General features: G+C 54.4%; 15 protein-coding genes. All 15 read right to left on the bottom strand.

The window, feature by feature from the left end; genetic code table 11:
• Positions 1 to 4 precede the first annotated feature (4 nt).
• The gene (gene ftsA, locus DI44_RS10805; protein WP_031205778.1) at positions 5 to 1,273 is read right to left on the bottom strand and encodes a cell division protein FtsA; all 1,269 of its coding nucleotides are present in this window, start codon (positions 1,271 to 1,273) and stop codon (positions 5 to 7) included.
• Between the two features lie 195 nt (positions 1,274 to 1,468).
• The gene (locus DI44_RS10810) at positions 1,469 to 1,831 is read right to left on the bottom strand and encodes a small basic family protein (RefSeq protein WP_011230623.1); all 363 of its coding nucleotides are present in this window, start codon (positions 1,829 to 1,831) and stop codon (positions 1,469 to 1,471) included.
• Between the two features lies 1 nt (position 1,832).
• Positions 1,833 to 2,549, bottom strand: coding sequence for a DUF881 domain-containing protein (locus DI44_RS10815; RefSeq protein ID WP_015374360.1), 717 nt, complete (start codon positions 2,547 to 2,549; stop codon positions 1,833 to 1,835).
• Positions 2,550 to 2,577: 28 nt separating this feature from the next.
• Positions 2,578 to 3,282, bottom strand: coding sequence for a DUF881 domain-containing protein (locus DI44_RS10820; RefSeq protein WP_011230621.1), 705 nt, complete (start codon positions 3,280 to 3,282; stop codon positions 2,578 to 2,580).
• Complete coding sequence (divIB, locus tag DI44_RS10825) at positions 3,263 to 4,048, bottom strand: cell division protein DivIB (protein ID WP_011230620.1); 786 nt, start codon at positions 4,046 to 4,048, stop codon at positions 3,263 to 3,265. The genes DI44_RS10820 and divIB overlap by 20 nt, the downstream gene beginning before the upstream one ends.
• Positions 4,049 to 4,260: 212 nt before the next feature.
• A complete protein-coding gene (spoVE, locus tag DI44_RS10830) occupies positions 4,261 to 5,361 on the bottom strand; it encodes a stage V sporulation protein E (protein WP_011230619.1) in 1,101 nt (366 codons plus the stop codon).
• Between the two features lie 53 nt (positions 5,362 to 5,414).
• On the bottom strand, positions 5,415 to 6,770 hold the full coding sequence (gene murD, locus DI44_RS10835) for a UDP-N-acetylmuramoyl-L-alanine--D-glutamate ligase (protein WP_013145847.1): 1,356 nt from the start codon (positions 6,768 to 6,770) through the stop codon (positions 5,415 to 5,417).
• Positions 6,771 to 7,745, bottom strand: coding sequence for a phospho-N-acetylmuramoyl-pentapeptide-transferase (gene mraY / locus DI44_RS10840; protein WP_011230617.1), 975 nt, complete (start codon positions 7,743 to 7,745; stop codon positions 6,771 to 6,773).
• Positions 7,724 to 8,185, bottom strand: a complete 462-nt coding sequence (locus DI44_RS10845; protein ID WP_011230616.1) for a hypothetical protein — start codon at positions 8,183 to 8,185, stop codon at positions 7,724 to 7,726. Before DI44_RS10845 ends, mraY begins: the two co-directional genes overlap by 22 nt.
• Positions 8,182 to 9,651: a UDP-N-acetylmuramoyl-L-alanyl-D-glutamate--2,6-diaminopimelate ligase gene (locus DI44_RS10850; protein WP_014195372.1), complete on the bottom strand. Its 1,470-nt coding sequence runs from the start codon at positions 9,649 to 9,651 to the stop codon at positions 8,182 to 8,184. The genes DI44_RS10845 and DI44_RS10850 overlap by 4 nt, the downstream gene beginning before the upstream one ends.
• A 113-nt stretch (positions 9,652 to 9,764) precedes the next feature.
• On the bottom strand, positions 9,765 to 11,699 hold the full coding sequence (locus tag DI44_RS10855) for a stage V sporulation protein D (RefSeq protein WP_011230614.1): 1,935 nt from the start codon (positions 11,697 to 11,699) through the stop codon (positions 9,765 to 9,767).
• A 71-nt stretch (positions 11,700 to 11,770) separates the two neighbouring features.
• Complete coding sequence (locus DI44_RS10860) at positions 11,771 to 13,981, bottom strand: penicillin-binding protein (protein ID WP_011230613.1); 2,211 nt, start codon at positions 13,979 to 13,981, stop codon at positions 11,771 to 11,773.
• A gap of 6 nt (positions 13,982 to 13,987) precedes the next feature.
• On the bottom strand, positions 13,988 to 14,344 hold the full coding sequence (ftsL, locus tag DI44_RS10865) for a cell division protein FtsL (RefSeq protein ID WP_011230612.1): 357 nt from the start codon (positions 14,342 to 14,344) through the stop codon (positions 13,988 to 13,990).
• 95 nt (positions 14,345 to 14,439) lie between these two features.
• Positions 14,440 to 15,372, bottom strand: coding sequence for a 16S rRNA (cytosine(1402)-N(4))-methyltransferase RsmH (gene rsmH / locus DI44_RS10870; RefSeq protein WP_011230611.1), 933 nt, complete (start codon positions 15,370 to 15,372; stop codon positions 14,440 to 14,442).
• Positions 15,373 to 15,650: 278 nt separating this feature from the next.
• The gene (gene bshC, locus DI44_RS10875) at positions 15,651 to 17,279 is read right to left on the bottom strand and encodes a bacillithiol biosynthesis cysteine-adding enzyme BshC (RefSeq protein WP_011230610.1); all 1,629 of its coding nucleotides are present in this window, start codon (positions 17,277 to 17,279) and stop codon (positions 15,651 to 15,653) included.
• Between the last annotated feature and the right edge of the window lie 78 nt (positions 17,280 to 17,357).

Genomic DNA, 17,357 nt, shown 5'->3' with positions numbered 1-17,357 from the left:
ATCTCTATTCAAAGAAAGAACCAAAAAATCTCTTGACCTTCTTCCCAAAATGGTCTTCTTTCTTTTTCGGTTTCGACTGCTGTTTTGGCGAGGAGCGCTCGACCGGCTCCACCGCAACGGCAACCGGGACCGTTTTCCCTTGCAGCTGCGCCTGCCGGTAGGCGAACTTGAGCAAGCCAACGCCGATCGTATACTGCGGGTCGCGCACACCGATATAATCCGGCATGGCAATGCGGACGCTCGTCCCTAAAACGACGTGGGCCAGCTCAAGCAACCCTGGCATATTGGCGACGCCGCCGGTCAGCACATAGCCGCCGGGGAGATCGCGAAACCCGAGACGACGCACTTCCTGCTGAACCATTTGCAAAATTTCTTCCAGTCTCGCCTCAATAATATCGGCGATCTCCAGCTGGCTGAACTGCTGGTGTTGATCGGTGCCCATGATCGGCACGCTGAACACTTCTTCCTCCGAAGCGTAGTCGTAAAATGCATGTCCGTGCTTCAGTTTGATTTTTTCGGCATCGTCCGTTGTCGTCCGCAATCCGATGGCCAAGTCTTTCGTAATGTGCTCCCCGCCGACCGGCAGCGAAGAGACAGCTTGCAACGTCCCTTGCTCAAAGACAGCGACCGTTGTCGAGCCGCCTCCCAGGTCAACGAGCGCCGCCCCCAAATGCCGTTCGTCATCGGACAGCACGAGCGAACCGGCCGCCAGCGGCTGAAGACAAATATCGCTGATTTCCAAGCCTGCCCGCTCCACACAGCGAAGAAGATTATGTAATACCGTCTTCGCACCAGTCACCATAGTGCCTTCCATTTCCAAGCGAACGCCGAGCATGCCGCGCGGATCATGAATGCCGTCCAACCCGTCGACGATAAACTGGCGCGGAACGACGCCGATGATTTCCCGATCGGGAGGAATAGAGACAACTTGCGCGGCATCGATGACGCGGGCGACATCTTCATCGCTGATTTCCCGGTTTTCGCTCGCGACGGCGACAATGCCGTGGCAGTCATGGAGCTGAATATGGCTGCCGGCCACCCCGACGATCACACGGCGGATCGATAAACCGACCATCCGCTCCGCTTGCTCGACGGCCCGTCTGATCGACTGCACCGTTTTATCTATATCAACAATCGCCCCTTTTTTGAGCCCTTCCGCTTTGACATTGCCCACCCCGATAATATTGATGGAGCTGCCTAGCATTTCCCCGATGATGACTTTCACGCTCGATGTTCCGACATCCAGGCTAACGACGATCTCATTGCTGCTCATTTTTTGGCATCTGCCTACTAAAAACGCGCCGGTGCCGGCCGGCGTTTCAGTAAGCAGCGACACCTCCTTTTTCGGCTGAAATTTCCCATCTCTTTGTCTATTGGTCTATGTCTAGTTTGCGAGTTTCGCAACAACACTATATTTTGTTTTACCCTATATAATTCAACACGCGAAAACACTTTCCCTGTCTTTTGCCTAACTTTTTTCGCGATTGTACCGCCGCTTGGCCCACTCAGCAAGCCAAAGGCGGCGGATGATGGCAATGTTTTGAAACAAGCGGACGCCGAAGGCGAACACAGCCGCTAAATACAAGTCTACACCAAGATGCACCCCAAGAAAAGTTAAAGTTGCGGCCAGAACAATGTTGAAAAAAAACCCGGTTATAAATACGGTTTCGTCGTACGTCCGCTGCAGGTGGGCGCGCCATCCTCCGATTAATGTATCAAAGGCGGCCAAAATGGCAATCGACAAATAATTGGAATATTCATCGGGAACTTCCCAGCCGGCGAAAACGCCGATGGCAAACCCAAGAAGCAATCCGAGAAGCGGAAGCCACATGCTATTTCTCCTCCTTGCCGCCGTTTTCTGTCTCCATGTATTTCACATCAGGGCGGCTAGCCGCGGGCGGAATGACAACGAGCGGCTGGGGCTTGGATATTGACAGCTCCAAGTTTTCCACGGCGAAATCATCGCGGATCGGCGAAACGGCGAGCCCGCTGTACAGCTTGTCCGCATCATCGGCGATTGCTCTCACTTCGACTGGCAGCCTCACTGAGCGGCTCCCGACTTTCGTTGCGCCATTGACATCGCGAATGGCCGTCCGGTTCGTCAGTCGCTCACCGTCGATGGCGATTTCTTTCGCCCCGTATTTGTTCAACTCATTCACTAACCGTTGCAATAGCTCGGGCGATACGGCGGCAACGGCCGGACCAACGTAGCCGGCCGCCGAAAGCGGCGCGATCGTCAACACGAGACCGCTTCCTCTCACTTCTGTCAGCCCGGCTTCTTCCCTCAGCTTCGCGACTGTCGCTTCAAGCTCTGTCGCGCCGCCCGCCTCGTGTTCCCGACGGTAGCGGCGCAATGTTTCCTCGTAACTCTCTAGCTCCTCAAGCAGCCGTTGTTCAAGCTTCTGCTCTTTTGTCAAATCGGCGCGCAACTCCCAAATGTCGCGCGTGTCGCGTCCTTCCGGATGCAGCGTCGTCCGAAGCCCGACGGCCAGCATCACACCGAATATGGCAGCTACGCCGGCAAAATAGAATCGATTTTTCCGTTCCAATGCGCTTCACCGCCCCTTTCCGCCCGTTTTACGGCTCGGGCGCAAACACCGGATCCAACACGATCGCTCCTTGCTTTTCCACTTTTACGTCGATATGGTCTTCGACAAGTTCGTCGACGATGCCGCCGGGAAGCTCTAGAGCGGACATGAGCACGTCCGGATTGCCAATGGCCGAAATGACAAACGGAGCGGCATGCTGCGTTCCATCGACCTCAATGACTGGGCCGTTGCAGACGATGTATGAACGGTGGGAAATGCGCTGCCCATTAATAGCGACCGCTTCGGCGCCGGAAATGAGCAACTCGTGAACAACTTTCCATACGTGCTGTTCATGAACGATATAATTGGTAGCGCTCGCTTCAGAGGGGATATAAGAGGAATCGGAAAGGGTGACTGCTACACCTTTCCCTTTCACCCTCGCTTTTCCGACATGCATGCGCAGCTGTTCCGCTTCTTTTGCCAATCCGGCCTCGTTCTCCTGCTCCTCGGCCAGCTTCTTCTCCCACGCAGCCAGCTCCTCCTGCTTTTTGACAAGCTGCTGCTTGAGCGACCGGTTTTCTTTTTGCAAAGCAAGAAGCGCCGAGCGATATTCGTACTCTTTTTTCCACTCGCTGTCGCTCCATTCGCGGCGGGATGCTTCGTTTTTCGCATGTTGGTACGAGAACCCGAGCATGGCGCCGAAGATCAAGCAGATCAACGTCAGCAGGAGGCGGCTACGGGCTTGTCGTTTCATCGCCATCCTCCTTTTTCGGGGGGGAGTAAGGAACAAAATAGCTGCCGACTTCCAAATGAATGACTCCTTTGACGTTTCGGTCAAGCGCGGCGGCAATCGCAGGATAATGCGACAGCTTGTCCGCAAATTGCCGGATTGTCGCGCTTACTTCATAACCGTCATTCATGTAGACGATGACGCGGTCTTCATATTCCCTCGTCGGCTTGTAGTGAATTTCCGACATGGCGCCCAGCACGGCCGCGGGCAGTTCGGCGAGCTGCCCCGTCATTTCAGCAATGGCGTCGCCGTCTTTCCAGCCGACAAGCACCGGCGCATCGCTTGGCGCCGTCTTCGTCCCTTCTTGCTTTAACAGCCGCCCGTTTTCAAGCAATGGAAAAAACGTTTGCCGGTCATACACATAAGCGATTCGCCGCCATTCGCGGACGTGGATGGCGATCGTGTTCGGCAGCTGTTTTTCCACTGTGGCCTCCTTAATTTCTGGATGGCGAGTGAGCTTTTTTTCCACGTTTTGTTCATTCACTTTCCAAAAGCTTGTCCGCTTCGTAATGCCGCTTAAGCTGATGATGCGCTCCGCTGTGAGATGACGGTTGCCGCTCACTTCCACATGCCCGACAGCGCCAAGCGGCGACTGGAAGTAAAGGACGCACAAAATAAATAGAAAAAAGAAAGATAAGTACGCAATGAGCCGGCGGTTCGCTTTCTGGCGGCGCCGCTCCTTCAGTTTCGGCACGCGGTCCTCCAAGACGACGACTTTTCCCTTTTCCATCGCATTCCCCGCTTTCTTCTTCAAAGCCCGCGCTGAAACGACCGGTATAAAAACAAACGGCATCCGCTGCCGTTTCTTTGTTTTTGCACTTATTTTCATTATATCACAAATGAATGCAAGAGAGAGCCTGTTTTTATCGCATTTGCCGGCACCGTTCGACGATGGGCTGCGTTCGAGAGACGCCAAAAAAACGGCGGACATCCGCCGCTTGCCTAATACCGGGCATGCCTGCTGATATTAAGCAGCACGCCGATGGCCATCAACATCAACGTCAGCGACGATCCGCCGTAGCTTAAAAACGGGAGCGTGATGCCGGTAACGGGCATCAGTCCCGTCACAACGCCGATATTGATCATCACTTGAATCGCGATCATCGAAATAATGCCAAGCGCCAAAAAACTTCCGTACAAGTCAGGGGCGCCAAGGGCAATGCGCACACCGCGCCAAAGAAGAAGAGCAAAGAGCAGGAGAACGAGTGAACCACCGATAAAGCCGAGCTCTTCAGCTAAAATGGCGAAAATAAAGTCGGTTTGCGGCTCCGGCAAGTAAAAAAACTTTTGTCTGCTCTGCCCGAGCCCAAGGCCGAACAAGCCGCCCGGCCCAATGGCGTACAGCGACTGGATGATTTGAAATCCGCTTCCAAGTGGATCTTCCCATGGGTTTAAAAACGATGTAATCCGCTTGATTCGATATGGAGCCGACAGGATGAGGGCGGCAAGCCCAGCGAGCCCCAAAACGCCAAGCCCGGCAAAATGGCTGAGACGGGCGCCGGCGACGAAAATCATCGTCACGCACGTACCAACCATAACGGTGCCCGTTCCTAAGTCCGGCTGCAGCATAATCATGCCGAACGCGGCAAACACAAGCAAAAGCGCCGGCAACAGTCCTTGTTTAAATGACGTAATTTTTTTTTGGTTTTCCGATAAATATTTGGCCAAAAAAGCGATCATAGCCAGCTTCATAAACTCGGACGGCTGGATCGAAAACGCCCCGACGCCGATCCAGCTGCGCGACCCGTTGCGAACCATGCCGATGCCGGGAATGAGCACAAGAACGAGCAGCACAAAACAGACGCCAAGCAGCACTTTCGACCAGTCGCGCCACACCCAATAATCGATGTTCATGACAAAAAACATAGCGATAATGCCGACGCCCGCAAACAATAGCTGGCGCTTGGCGAAGAAAAACGAATCGTTGAATTTGTATTCCGCCCAAATGGCGCTCGCGCTGTACACCATAATAAGTCCGATGGCCAAGAGCGAAAACGTCAAAAGAATGAGCAAAAAATCCGGCGCAGACTTTTTCCGCGGCAATGCCCAACACCTCTATTTTTGTAAACTAGAGGGGAAGGGCTGTCCCTTTCCCTCTATTTCAACTTATGCACGGCATTGATAAAAATGTCCCCTCTCTCCTCGAAAGTTTTGTATTGATCCCAGCTGGCGCATGCTGGAGAGAGCAAAATGACGTCGCCCGGTTCGGAAAGCTCGAAAGCAACCGGGACGGCTTTTTCCACATTATCGACATATCGGATCGTTTCTATTCCCGCTTTTTGGGCGATGCGGCCGATTTTATCCGCCGTCTGGCCGAACAGTACGACCGCCTTCACCTGTTGCAAATACGGGAGAAGATCATCAAACTCATTGCCGCGGTCAAGCCCGCCAGCGAGCAAAATGACCGGCTCGCCGGCAAACGCTGAAAGCGCCTTTTGCGTCGCTAAGATGTTCGTCGCTTTCGAGTCGTTGTAAAACCGCCGGCCGTCAATTTCCGCCACATACTGAAGCCGATGTTTCACGCCGGAAAACGTCGCCAGCACCTGGCGGATCGCCTCATCACTGGCGCCGGCCAGCTTGGCGGCCGCCACCGCCGCTAAAATGTTTTCCAAATTGTGCTGTCCAGGAAGAACGATGTCAGCGATTCTGATAACTGGATCACCGTTCCAATAGATGGCGCCATCTTGAACGTACGCCCCTTCGCCAAGAAGCTTCGTCGCCGAAAACAGCACTTTTTGCGATCGAACCGAGGAGGCAATGTTCATCACGAGCGGATCGTCGGCATTGACGACGGCATAATCGCGCTCCGTTTGATTGCGGAAAATGTTCGCCTTTGCCGCTGCATACGCCTCTTTCGTTCCGTGGTAGTCCAAGTGGGCGTCGAAAATATTGAGCAAAACCGCAATGGCTGGGCGAAACTTGTCAATGCCGGCAAGCTGGAACGAAGACAGTTCCGTGACAAGCCATTGCCCCGGCTTCGCTTCCCTCGCCACCTCGCAGGCGACAAGGCCGATGTTGCCGGCAAGCAGCGGATCTTGGCCGTCCGCTTTTAACATTTCGTAAATGAGCGTCGTCGTCGTCGTTTTTCCGTTGGACCCGGTGATGCCGATAAACGGCCCTTCGGAAATGTGATAAGCAAGCTCCACTTCGGTCACAACCGGAAGCCCCTTCTCAAGCGCCTTTTTCACCATCGGGTTCGTGTACGGAATGCCCGGGTTTTTCACGACAAGGTCAAACGGCTCATCAAGCAGTTCAAGCGGATGACCGCCGCAAACGACGCGAATGCCCAGCGGTTCAAGCTGCTTGGCCTCCATGTTTTCCGAAAGCGGCTTTTGATCATTGACGACGACCTTAGCGCCTAACTCCGCAAGAAGCCGAGCTGCCGCCGCTCCGCTTTTCGCCAATCCAATGACAAGCACACGACGATGTTGATAAAAACGAGTCGGTTTCAATTACATCCACACCTCGATATAAATTCCTAGCATCGCAAATAAAAGGCCGACGGCCCAAAACGTCACAACGATCCGCCATTCTGACCAGCCGACAAGCTCATAATGATGATGAAGCGGACTCATGCGGAACACGCGCCGTCCCGTCGTTTTGAACGAAGCCACTTGAATGATGACCGACAGCGTCTCGATGACAAACACACCGCCGATGATGACAAGCAACAGCTCAAGCTTCGTCAGGACAGCGACAGCGGCGATCGCCCCGCCAAGTGCGAGCGAGCCGGTGTCGCCCATAAACACTTTCGCTGGGTGGGCGTTAAACACTAAAAAGCCAAGCACGGCGCCAACAACAGCGACGCAAAATACAGCGACATCGTACTGGCCTTGATTCCAAGCCAAGACGGCATAAGCGCCAAAGGCGATCGCCGCCGTTCCGGCAAGCAGCCCGTCAAGCCCGTCGGTCAAGTTGACAGCGTTCGAACCGCCGACAAGCATGAACAACAAGAGCACGCCGTACGCCCATCCGAGGTCGACCGACCAATCGGCGCCGGGAATATGTAACACCGTCGAAAAGCCGCTTTGGCGGTAGACGGCAAAAAAGATGGCTGCGATAAGGAGCTGGCCGATAAATTTTTGCCGGCTCGTCAAGCCAAGATTTCGCTTCATCACGACTTTGATCATATCGTCGAGGAAGCCGAGCACCCCATAGCCGACGGTGACCAACAACAGCAAATACGTCCTCGTCGACAAGCCGGCGATTTTTGGTGTGATCCATAAGGTCGTCGCCACAATCGCCAACAAAATCATGATGCCGCCCATCGTCGGCGTGCCTGATTTTTTTTGATGCGACTTCGGCCCTTCCTCGCGGATGCTTTGTCCGAATTTCAACCGCCGCAAAAACGGGATGAACAGCGGCGACAAAACGACAGTGATGAGAAAGGAAACCGCCATGGCAATCACGATCGCTTGTTCTGGCATGCATCGTCACATCCTTTAAACGGCCGAGCGTCCAGCCATCGCTTCTCCAATTCCGCCAGTCGGCGGCGCACAGCCTCGCCAGCAAGGGGGCTGTCTTCAGGAAGAGCGAAGAAAAACTGCACACCCTCTGCACGGTCTTGCTCCAAGTATCGCTCGAACAATGCCGCTGCCGCCTCGAGCGGCGACGGAACGAAAAAGATCGGAAATTGATTTGGAATGTAGCGCGGCAACGGCTCTCCCAGACGCCAAAATGAAGCGATCGCTCCGTGTTCAATCGCCGTTTTCAATGTTTCCGCCCCGTTTTCGAGCGGAACGAACAACCCTTTTTTCACTTGTTTGGCTGGGTTGACGAACACGGCGTGAAAGCGGATCGTTTCATCAACAATGCCGCGCGCCTCCACCGCCATCGATTGCACCGTCCTGTATGCGATCATGGTCATCCTCTCTCCTTCACTGCCGCTCGGGCAACAGCGCGATCGTCAAACTCAATCACATCGTTGCCAATGATTTGATACGTTTCATGCCCTTTGCCGGCAATCAACACAACATCGCCTTCCTGCGCCTGGCCAATGGCGTAGCGGATCGCCTCTTCACGGTCAGGAATCGTCACATGCTTTCCGATCTCAGCGCTTACTCCCGCTTCCATGTCGCGCAAAATTTGCTTCGGGTCTTCCGAACGCGGATTGTCGGAGGTAAAAATAGCGACATCCGCATACCGCACCGCCACCTGCGCCATGAGCGGCCGTTTCGACGGGTCGCGGTCGCCGCCGCAGCCGATGACGACATACACGTTTCGCTTCGCCAATTGGCGCACCGTTTTTAAGGCATTTTCTAAACTGTCCGGCGTGTGGGCGTAATCGACGATGATCGTAAAGTTTTGCCCTTCATCAACCGTTTCAAACCGCCCCGGCACCGGCTCGACATCCGCAAGCGCCGCGGCGATCGTTTCAAGCGAAAAGCCAGAGGCAAGGCAGGCAGCGGCAGCGGCGAGAATGTTATAGACATTGAACGAGCCGACAAGTTTCGTTTCGACCGCCGCCGATCCGTGCGGCGTGCAAAGCCGAAACGCCATGCCGCCTGCGGTCATGCGGATCTGTTCCGCCATCACATCGCTTTTTTCCCTCATCCCGTATGTGACGATCGGCGCGGCCGTCATATGTTTATAATACTGCGAAACCGGATCGTCATGATTGAGAACGGCAAATTTCGGCCGCCGTTCGTCGTAGCGGTTGCCGAGCTGGGCAAACAAAAGCCCTTTGGCGTTCCGATATTCTTCCATTGTCCCGTGATAATCCAAATGGTCTTGCGTTAAGTTCGTAAAGACGGCCACATCGTAATCGCAGCCATGCACCCGCCCTTGGTGCAGCGCGTGCGACGACACTTCCATGGCGACAAACTCCACTCCTTCATCGACCATCTGTTTAAACATGCGCTGCAAAATGAGCGACTCCGGCGTCGTATTGGCCGCCGGATAGGAGCGGTCGCCGACCTTGATGTGAACCGTGCCAATGAGCCCTGTTTTCTTGCCGGCTTTTCTCGCGATTTGTTCGATGATCGACGTTGTCGTCGTCTTGCCGTTTGTGCCTGTCACTCCGATTAAATGTAGGCGGTGGGTCGGCCGCCCGTAAAACGCGTCCGCTAAAATCGCCATCGTCCGCCGGCTGTCCGACACAAGAACGACGGGAACATCAACGGAAAGCGGCCGCTCGGCCACGATCGCCGCCGCTCCGCGCGCCACCGCTTCCTCGGCAAAGTCGTGTCCGTCTACTGTAAACCCTTTAAGGCAAAAAAAGAGAGAACCGGAGGCAACGCGGCGCGAGTCCATTTCGAGCGCCACGATATCGGGATTGCCTCCATGGTGCACCCAAAAACCGGGCAAGTGTGACAGCAGCGTCAGCAGTTTCATATTTCGTTCATCCCTTTCGCTTCGAAATCGTCCGCTCCGTTAGGCAGACAGCGGAAAAAGGGGCACAACCAACCCGATGTGTCATCGCATCGGTCGCCCCTTGCGCGTTCGTCTTACCGTTCTTCTACCGCTTCGCGTTTCGCCAAATAAATGCGGACCGTTGAACCTTCTTTCACTTTCGCCCCTGGCTTCGGGGATTGTTCAACAACGACATCTCCCTCGCCACTAACATCTAATTTTAAGTCAAAAAGCTGCTCTTGCAAATCATTTTTTGTCATTCCGATCAAGTTTGGCACTTCAATGACTTTCGGCTCGTTCCAGTCGCGCTCCTTCTCGAGCTGGTCTTTGCGGGGCTTCACGCCCAACGTGCGCAAACTATCTTCCATAATTTTTCCTACAATCGGGGCAGCGACCGTGCCGCCGAACTGAACCGTTCCTTTCGGGTTGTCGACGGCGACGTACACGACAAGCTTCGGGTCATCCGCCGGAGCGAAGCCGATGAACGAAACGATATGGTTGTTTTGCAAATAGCGGCCGCCTTGCGCCTTTTGCGCCGTTCCCGTTTTGCCGCCGACGCGGTACCCTTCGACATACGCCTTTTTCCCTGTTCCTTGAGCGACGACGCTCTCAAGTGCGTAGCGGACTTGTTTCGATGTTTCCTCGGAAATGACGCGCCGTTTCGCTTTTGGCGTGTTGCGGCGGACGATCTCTCCTGTTTCCGGGTCGACCCACTGCTTGGCAATGTACGGAGTGTACAAAATACCGCCATTGATTGCCGCCGACACGGCAGCGACTTGCTGGATCGGCGTCACCGACACTCCTTGGCCAAACGCCGTCGTTGCCAGTTCCACCGGCCCGACCCGTTTCAAATCAAACAAAATGCCTGTTCCTTCGCCTTGCAAGTCGATGCCCGTTTTCTCACCAAAACCGAATTGCTTAATGTAACGAAACAACGTCTCCTTTCCAAGCCGCTCGCCAAGCTCGACAAACCCCGGGTTGCACGAGTTTTGCACGACTTCCAAAAACGTCTGATCTCCGTGGCCGCCTTTTTTCCAGCAGCGAAGCGTAGCGCCGGCTACTTTGGCGTAGCCCGGGTCAAAGAAATGGTCTTTCAGCAAATTCACCTTATGTTCCTCAAGCGCTGCGGCCAGCGTAATGATTTTAAACGTCGATCCCGGTTCGTACGTGCTCCAAATCGGCAAGTTGCGGTTGTAAATTTCCGGAGGAACGCTCCGGTAATCCGCTGGATTGAACGTCGGCCGGCTCGCCATCGCCAAAATTTCACCGGTGTTCGGGTCCATGGCGATCGCGATGATGCCGTCCGGATTGTATTTCGCCTCCGCGATGTCAAGTTCGCGCTCAATGATCGTCTGAATGCGCGAATCGATCGTCAACACCAAATTCAAGCCGTCAGTCGGCGGCGTATAGTCATCAGCGATATCGGGCATGCGCCGCCCTTTCGCATCGGAATAAAACTGCACGGAGCCGCGCTCGCCCCTCAGTTCCTTGTCATAATACAGCTCCAACCCGGTGAGCCCTTGGTTGTCAATGCCGGTGAAGCCGAGCACGTGCGACAAATAGCTGCCAAACGGATAGTAGCGCTTCGTATCTTCCGCGATATACACCCCATCCAAGTCGAGGGAGCGCACATTCGCCGCTTTTTCATCGGAAATTTTCCGCCCTTCTTTCAGGCGGACGATCGACGTTTTTTGCGTGATTTGTTTATAGATGGATTCGATCGAACCGCCCAGCACCCCGGCCAACTTTTTCGCCGCCTCTGCCGGGTTTTTGACTTGCCGCGGAATGACATACACCGTCGGCGCGCTCATGTTCGTCGCCAGCGGGACGCCGTTGCGGTCCAAAATTTCGCCTCGCTTCGGCTCAAACGGAATGTTCCGGCCCCATAGCCCTTTCGCCCGTTCCGCTAATAGATCGCCGAGCCAAAATTGGACGTAGCCGAGACGGAGATCGATAATGGCAAAGATCAAAATCCCGATCAAAAACACGATCGTCAACCGCTTGCGCACGGTAACGTACGATACGCGCATATGGCGGAACCTCCTTCATGGTGGGCTCGTTCCACTATATGCTTGTACGCCCCGTTATAGAACGGCAAAAATCATTCATGCGGCTCGGCTTCTTTCCGTAAAGCCGCCTCTTTCTCCTTCTCCGCCGCCTCTTTCTCCCATTGGCGCGGCGGAGCCAATTCAACAATTAAATAATCGCCTTTGCGCACCTCCGCTCCCGGACGAATGTTTTGGCTGACGACATAGCCGGTCCCTTTCGTGCTCGGCCGCAAGCCGAGTATATGAGCCACTTTCATAGCGTCGCGCAGCGAGAAGCCGCGCAAATCCGGCATCGTTGCCGCCCCGTCCGTTTTCAACACGACCCGTTCGCCCAAAAGAACGTGATCGCCGCCTTGCGGAAGCTGCTGCTCAACATATTTGCCGCGGCCGATCACGACCGGCACATATCCCTTTTCCTTCAGCTGCTCTGCTGCCGAAGCCGCCGGCTGGCCGATCCATGAATCAAGCGCCTGCGGTTGGGCAGTCTTTGCTTTCATTCGTTTTTCCCCGTTCGGTTCAATATGCAAATATTGCAAACTGCTTTTCATCACCGTCGTAAAAATTTGCGACACCGGCGCCGCTCCGGTTTCAGTCACATCGAGGTGCGGCTGTTGGACCGCGACATACATGAGAAGCTTCGGATCATCCGTCGGCGCCATGCCTAAAAACGAAAAAATGTAGTTTTCCCGTCCGGTCAAATAGCCCCCGGAAGCCGACGGAATTTGCGCCGTCCCCGTTTTGCCGGCGACGCGGTAGCCGTTGATTTGGTACGGACGGCCGGTGCCGTGCTCGGACGTGACGACCGTCTCTAAAATGGCGCGCACTTTGCGCGCGGTTTCCGCCGTAATCGGCTCGCCGACCACGGTCGGCCCATGATCGAGCACGACTTTGCCGCTGTCTGGGTCGACGACTTTCTCGATGACATACGGCTTCATCATTTTCCCATCGTTGGCGATCGCCGTCGCCGCTTGGATTTGCTGGATTGGCGTCACCGATGTCCCTTGGCCGAATCCGGTCGTAATTCGTTCAATCGGGTAGCGATAGCGGATTTGTCCGACCGCTTCGTTCGGCAAATCGATGCCCGTTTTCCGGTCAAAATGGAAACGGTGCAAATATTGCAAAAACCGATCTTCACCAAGCTTTTCTTTCACTAAAATCGAAAAGGCGACGTTTGAAGAGCGCTGCACCCCTTCATTAAACGTGATCGTCCCCCAGCCGACATCGTTATGGTCGCGGATCGTGTTCGGCCCCACTTTGTAGGAACCGGAGCGATACGTTTCGTTGCCGTTATACACTCCTTCGTTGATGGCCGCCGCGAGCGTGAACACTTTCATCGTCGATCCCGGCTCATACGGATAGGAAATGGCGTCATTTAAAAAGTTCGTAATATCACGCTTGTTTGGGTCAAAGCTCGGACGCGTCGCCATCGCCAAAATTTTCCCTGTTTTTGGATCAGCGACGATGGCGATCATTTTTTTCGGCTTGTATTGCTTCTCGACGCTGTTCATCGCATCTTCCAAAAACGATTGAATCTTTCCGTCAATCGTCAAATAGACGTTTGCCCCATTGTCCGGCTTGACAATGCGCTCTTTCCCCCCGGGGAGGCGGAAGCCGTTTATGTCGCCGGCAAACGACACATAGCCGTCTTCTTCACGCAAATACCGGTCAAGCTCTTTTTCCACTCCCATTTTGCCGACCGTTTCGTTGGCTGCATTTTTTTGCGCATAGCCGATGACGTGCGACGCAAACATGCCGTTCGGATAAAACCGGCTCGTGTCGCGGATGAAAGCGATGCCTGGCAAATGGAGCGCTTCGATTTTTCGCTTCAGCTCAAAACTGATGTTGCGGCCGTAGGCCCCAAACTCGACTTGCTTCGCTTTTTTGGTCAAAATGCGTTCCATCGCCTCGACGTCCATGCCAAGCAACGGGGCGAGTTGTTCCGCTGTTTTTTTCGGATCGACCACATGGTGCGGATGATCTGGATCGGTTGTCATCTTCGGATCCAAAATGGCCACAACCGTATACGACGGTACATCTTCAGCCAAAATGGCGCCGTTGCGGTCGAAAATCGTTCCGCGCTTCGCCTTGATCGTCCGCGTTTGTTGATGCTGCCGCTCCGCGATCACAGCCAGCGTTTGGCCGTCCGCTTTGCCGGTCCATTCAAGCTGCACAAAGCGGGCGAACAACAGAGAAAAGAGAAAGCCGAACAGGCAAAACAGGATGAACGCTCCCTGATGGGTGTTGCGATGCTTTCTTGCCTCCATCGCCGATCATTCCTGCACAACTTTCACATGGTTTTCGTTGAGCGACAAACCGAGCTCTTTTGCCTTTTGCAAAATGCGCTCGTACGCGCTCAGCCGTTGCACCTCGACATATAGGTCATTGTTCTCCTTTTTCTGCTCGTCAATCGACGCCTCGAGCTTTTGCACCCCTTTGTTCAATTCGTAAATGCGCACTTGGTTCGAGACGATATGAACCGCCGCATAGAAGACAAACAAGAAAAACAACACAAATAGCATCTTTTCAGCCAGCGACAGGCGAAAGCGCTGCTTCCGCCGCGTCTTCGGGCTTGGCGGTGCCGCCGGATGTCGTTGTTCACGCGCGACTTTGACTGCTGCATCGTTCACATTTTTCCCCTCCTGTTTCTCCATGCATTCGTTTTTCGCCGCAATGGGCGGCGCCCGCATTGAAATTGGTTGTGTTTCCCCGCTATTTTCGTCATCTACAGCTTTTCGGCAATGCGGAGTTTGGCCGAACGGGCGCGGTGGTTTCGTTCGAGCTCTTCCTCGGAAGGAACGATCGGTTTTTTTGTAATGATTTTCAGCACGGGGCGGTAGTCGTCGGGGAGAACCGGAAGCCCCGGAGGCAATGGCGGACTTTCGCTCGCCTTTTTAAACGTTTCTTTGCAAATGCGATCTTCAAGCGAATGAAACGTAATGACGCTCACCCGTCCACCGGGTGCAAGCAGTTCGATCGCCTGCTCGAGCGCCTCGCGAAACGCCTCAAGTTCGTCGTTGACCGCGATGCGGAGCGCCTGAAAAATGCGTTTGGCCGGGTGTCCGCCGCTGCGGCGAGCCGGGGCGGGAATCGCCGCCTTGATCACATCAACGAGCTCCCCCGTCGTTTTAATCGGCCTCGTGCGGCGCACTTCCTCGATTTTGCGCGCCACTTGCTTCGAAAACCTCTCTTCGCCGTAACGGAAAAAGATGCGGACGAGCTCCTCGTATGGCCAGCAGTTGACAATCTCCGCCGCCGTCAGCCGCTGCTTGCGGTTCATCCGCATATCAAGCGGCGCATCGTGCTGATAACTGAAGCCGCGCTCGGGTTCGTCAAGCTGCGGTGAAGAAACACCCAAATCAAACAAGACGCCGTCGACGGACTTGACGCCAAGCGCCGAAAGCTCCTCTTGCAAAAACCGGAAGTTCCGGTGCACAAACTGCACTTGCCGGCCGTAGCGGGCGAGCCGTTCGCGCGCATGCATGATGGCGGCTTCGTCTTGGTCAAAGGCAAACAGCTTCCCATGTTCCGACAAACGGGAGAGCAAATATTCGCTATGGCCGCCGCTGCCCAGCGTACAATCGACGTAAATGCCGTCAGGGCGGATGTTCAGCCCATCGACTGCCTCTTTCAGCAACACTGTTGTATGTTGAAACACATGTCCACCACCTTCGTTGCGTAAAGCCACACTCACATCGGCCAGTGGCCGCCTCCTTATTATATCGCAAAGATGGACAAAATTTTAGCTTTTTTTGTAAAAAAACGTCCTTTTTTGTTTCTTTTTGTCGGACGGGCCAATCACAGCCATCCTGGCGGCTTCACCCCTTTACTTTTATTTCCATTTAATGAATGTTGTTTTTTTACAATTCATTTCACAAAAAAGAAAATCCTGCTCAAAGCAGGATGTTTCTTTTCGACTTTTTCTTTGAAAAAGCCTCACATATATACAATTTTATGCATTCCATTGCCAGGACTGCGAATGGCCAAAAGTTTTTCTACAAAATCAAATCCGTAGCGGTTGATGTAATAAAACACGTTCCAAACCCGCTCCTGGAGCGCGCCGTTCGGCCGAAGCGACGTCTCGATGCGCCAAAATTTCCGCCACTCCGTCTCATGTTTGCGCAACAGCGCCCGCTCGAGCGCGTGCTGAAGAAACTCGATTTGCGCCTGAAGGATGGCGGCATTTTTCGCCACCAATCCCTCCAATCCGCGGTCAATCGCCACCCCAAGCTCACGAAGCGGCCGGTGCGCCGCGTCAATGTCCGCCTTCGCTTTGGCAAACGCCGAAGCAAGCGGCGCTTGAGCGGTCGCCTCCCGCCACTCCCGCTTTGCTTCATCGAGCCGCCCAGTCAATACATCAGCCACCTCAAGACCGATATCGGACAGGTCGGTTTGCAGCGAACGGCTGACAATCGTCGCCTGCAGACGCGGCACGACTGGAGGCATTTCTAGGTCGAAAAGCGGGAACGCCTCTTTCAATTCCGCCCAATAAGCGATCTCCCCCGGTCCGGCAACGAAAGCGAGCGTCGGCAGCAAATGCTCTTGCATGAGCGGACGGGTGACGACATTGTTGCTTAAACGGGCCGGATTCGTTTCGGCAAGCTCAAGCAGCTCTTCTCTTGTCCAAACGAGAGTTCCCGCTTTATTGTGAAACAGGCCGCGTTCCTCATCATACTGCAAAAGCGAACGTTCACGGCCGTCGTAATAAAACAAGTTGGCCGCGTCACGACCGATTTCAATCAGCGGCGCATATCCGAGCGTGCGCAACGCCTCTTGCTGAGCGAGCACCGCGGCCGTCACATCGCGATGGCGTTCAATGAGCGCAGCGAAAAAGCGGCGCTCAAGCGGCCGCACCGCCGCATCGCCAGCGTTCAAAACAACTAAACCGTGATCAGCGAACAACCGGAGCACAATGGCGGCAAAAAAGTCGACAAACGTGCGCGCCTCATCAAGACACGATGACAAAAAGAAGAGCAGCTCATTCGTCACGTCCGTTTCCCCATATGTTTTGACGACGCGCTCGATCCACTCTTTCGCAGCCATCCGGTCCAGCAGCACATCGGCGGCCATCCGTTTTTCGTTCGTTTTGTGTGGGTACGCTGCTTTTTTTACTTCTCCTTCCTCAACGACATAGACATGATCGATTTCCGCGATGTCATGATCTTCGCCGGCGATCCAAAACAGCGGCACGACCGGCACGCCCAATTTTCGTTCCTGCTCTTTGGCAAGCTGGATGATGGTGATGATCTTATAAATCGTATACAGCGGCCCAGTCAACAGCCCGGCTTGCTGCCCGCCGACAATGACGACGCTTCGCTCATTGCGCAGTTTCTCAATGTTTGCCATCGTAGCCACACTCGCCGAGAAGCGCCGGTGATAAGCACGCAAATAGTCGGCAAGCCCTTCTCGGTCATAGGTTCTTCCTTGCAAATAGGCCAACCGCCGACAAAACGCTTCATCGTCCGCCTGGGCATAAGCGAAGCCGCTCTCTGCTGGAAACGCGCCGGTTATGTAATCAGCCGCCAATTTCGTCGCTGCTGGCAACGGAATTTCGCGAACTTCCATGGCTAAAAACTCCCTTTCTTATGTATTCTTTCATGAGTATAGCACGTTTATTGCCAAGAGAAAAAAGGCTTGCTCGGC

The organism is Geobacillus sp. CAMR5420 (assembly GCF_000691465.1).
In the GTDB taxonomy this organism is placed as follows: domain Bacteria; phylum Bacillota; class Bacilli; order Bacillales; family Anoxybacillaceae; genus Geobacillus; species Geobacillus thermoleovorans.
The sequence above is the reverse complement of the archived record's forward strand: the minus strand, read 5'-3'. Positions and strand labels throughout refer to the sequence as shown.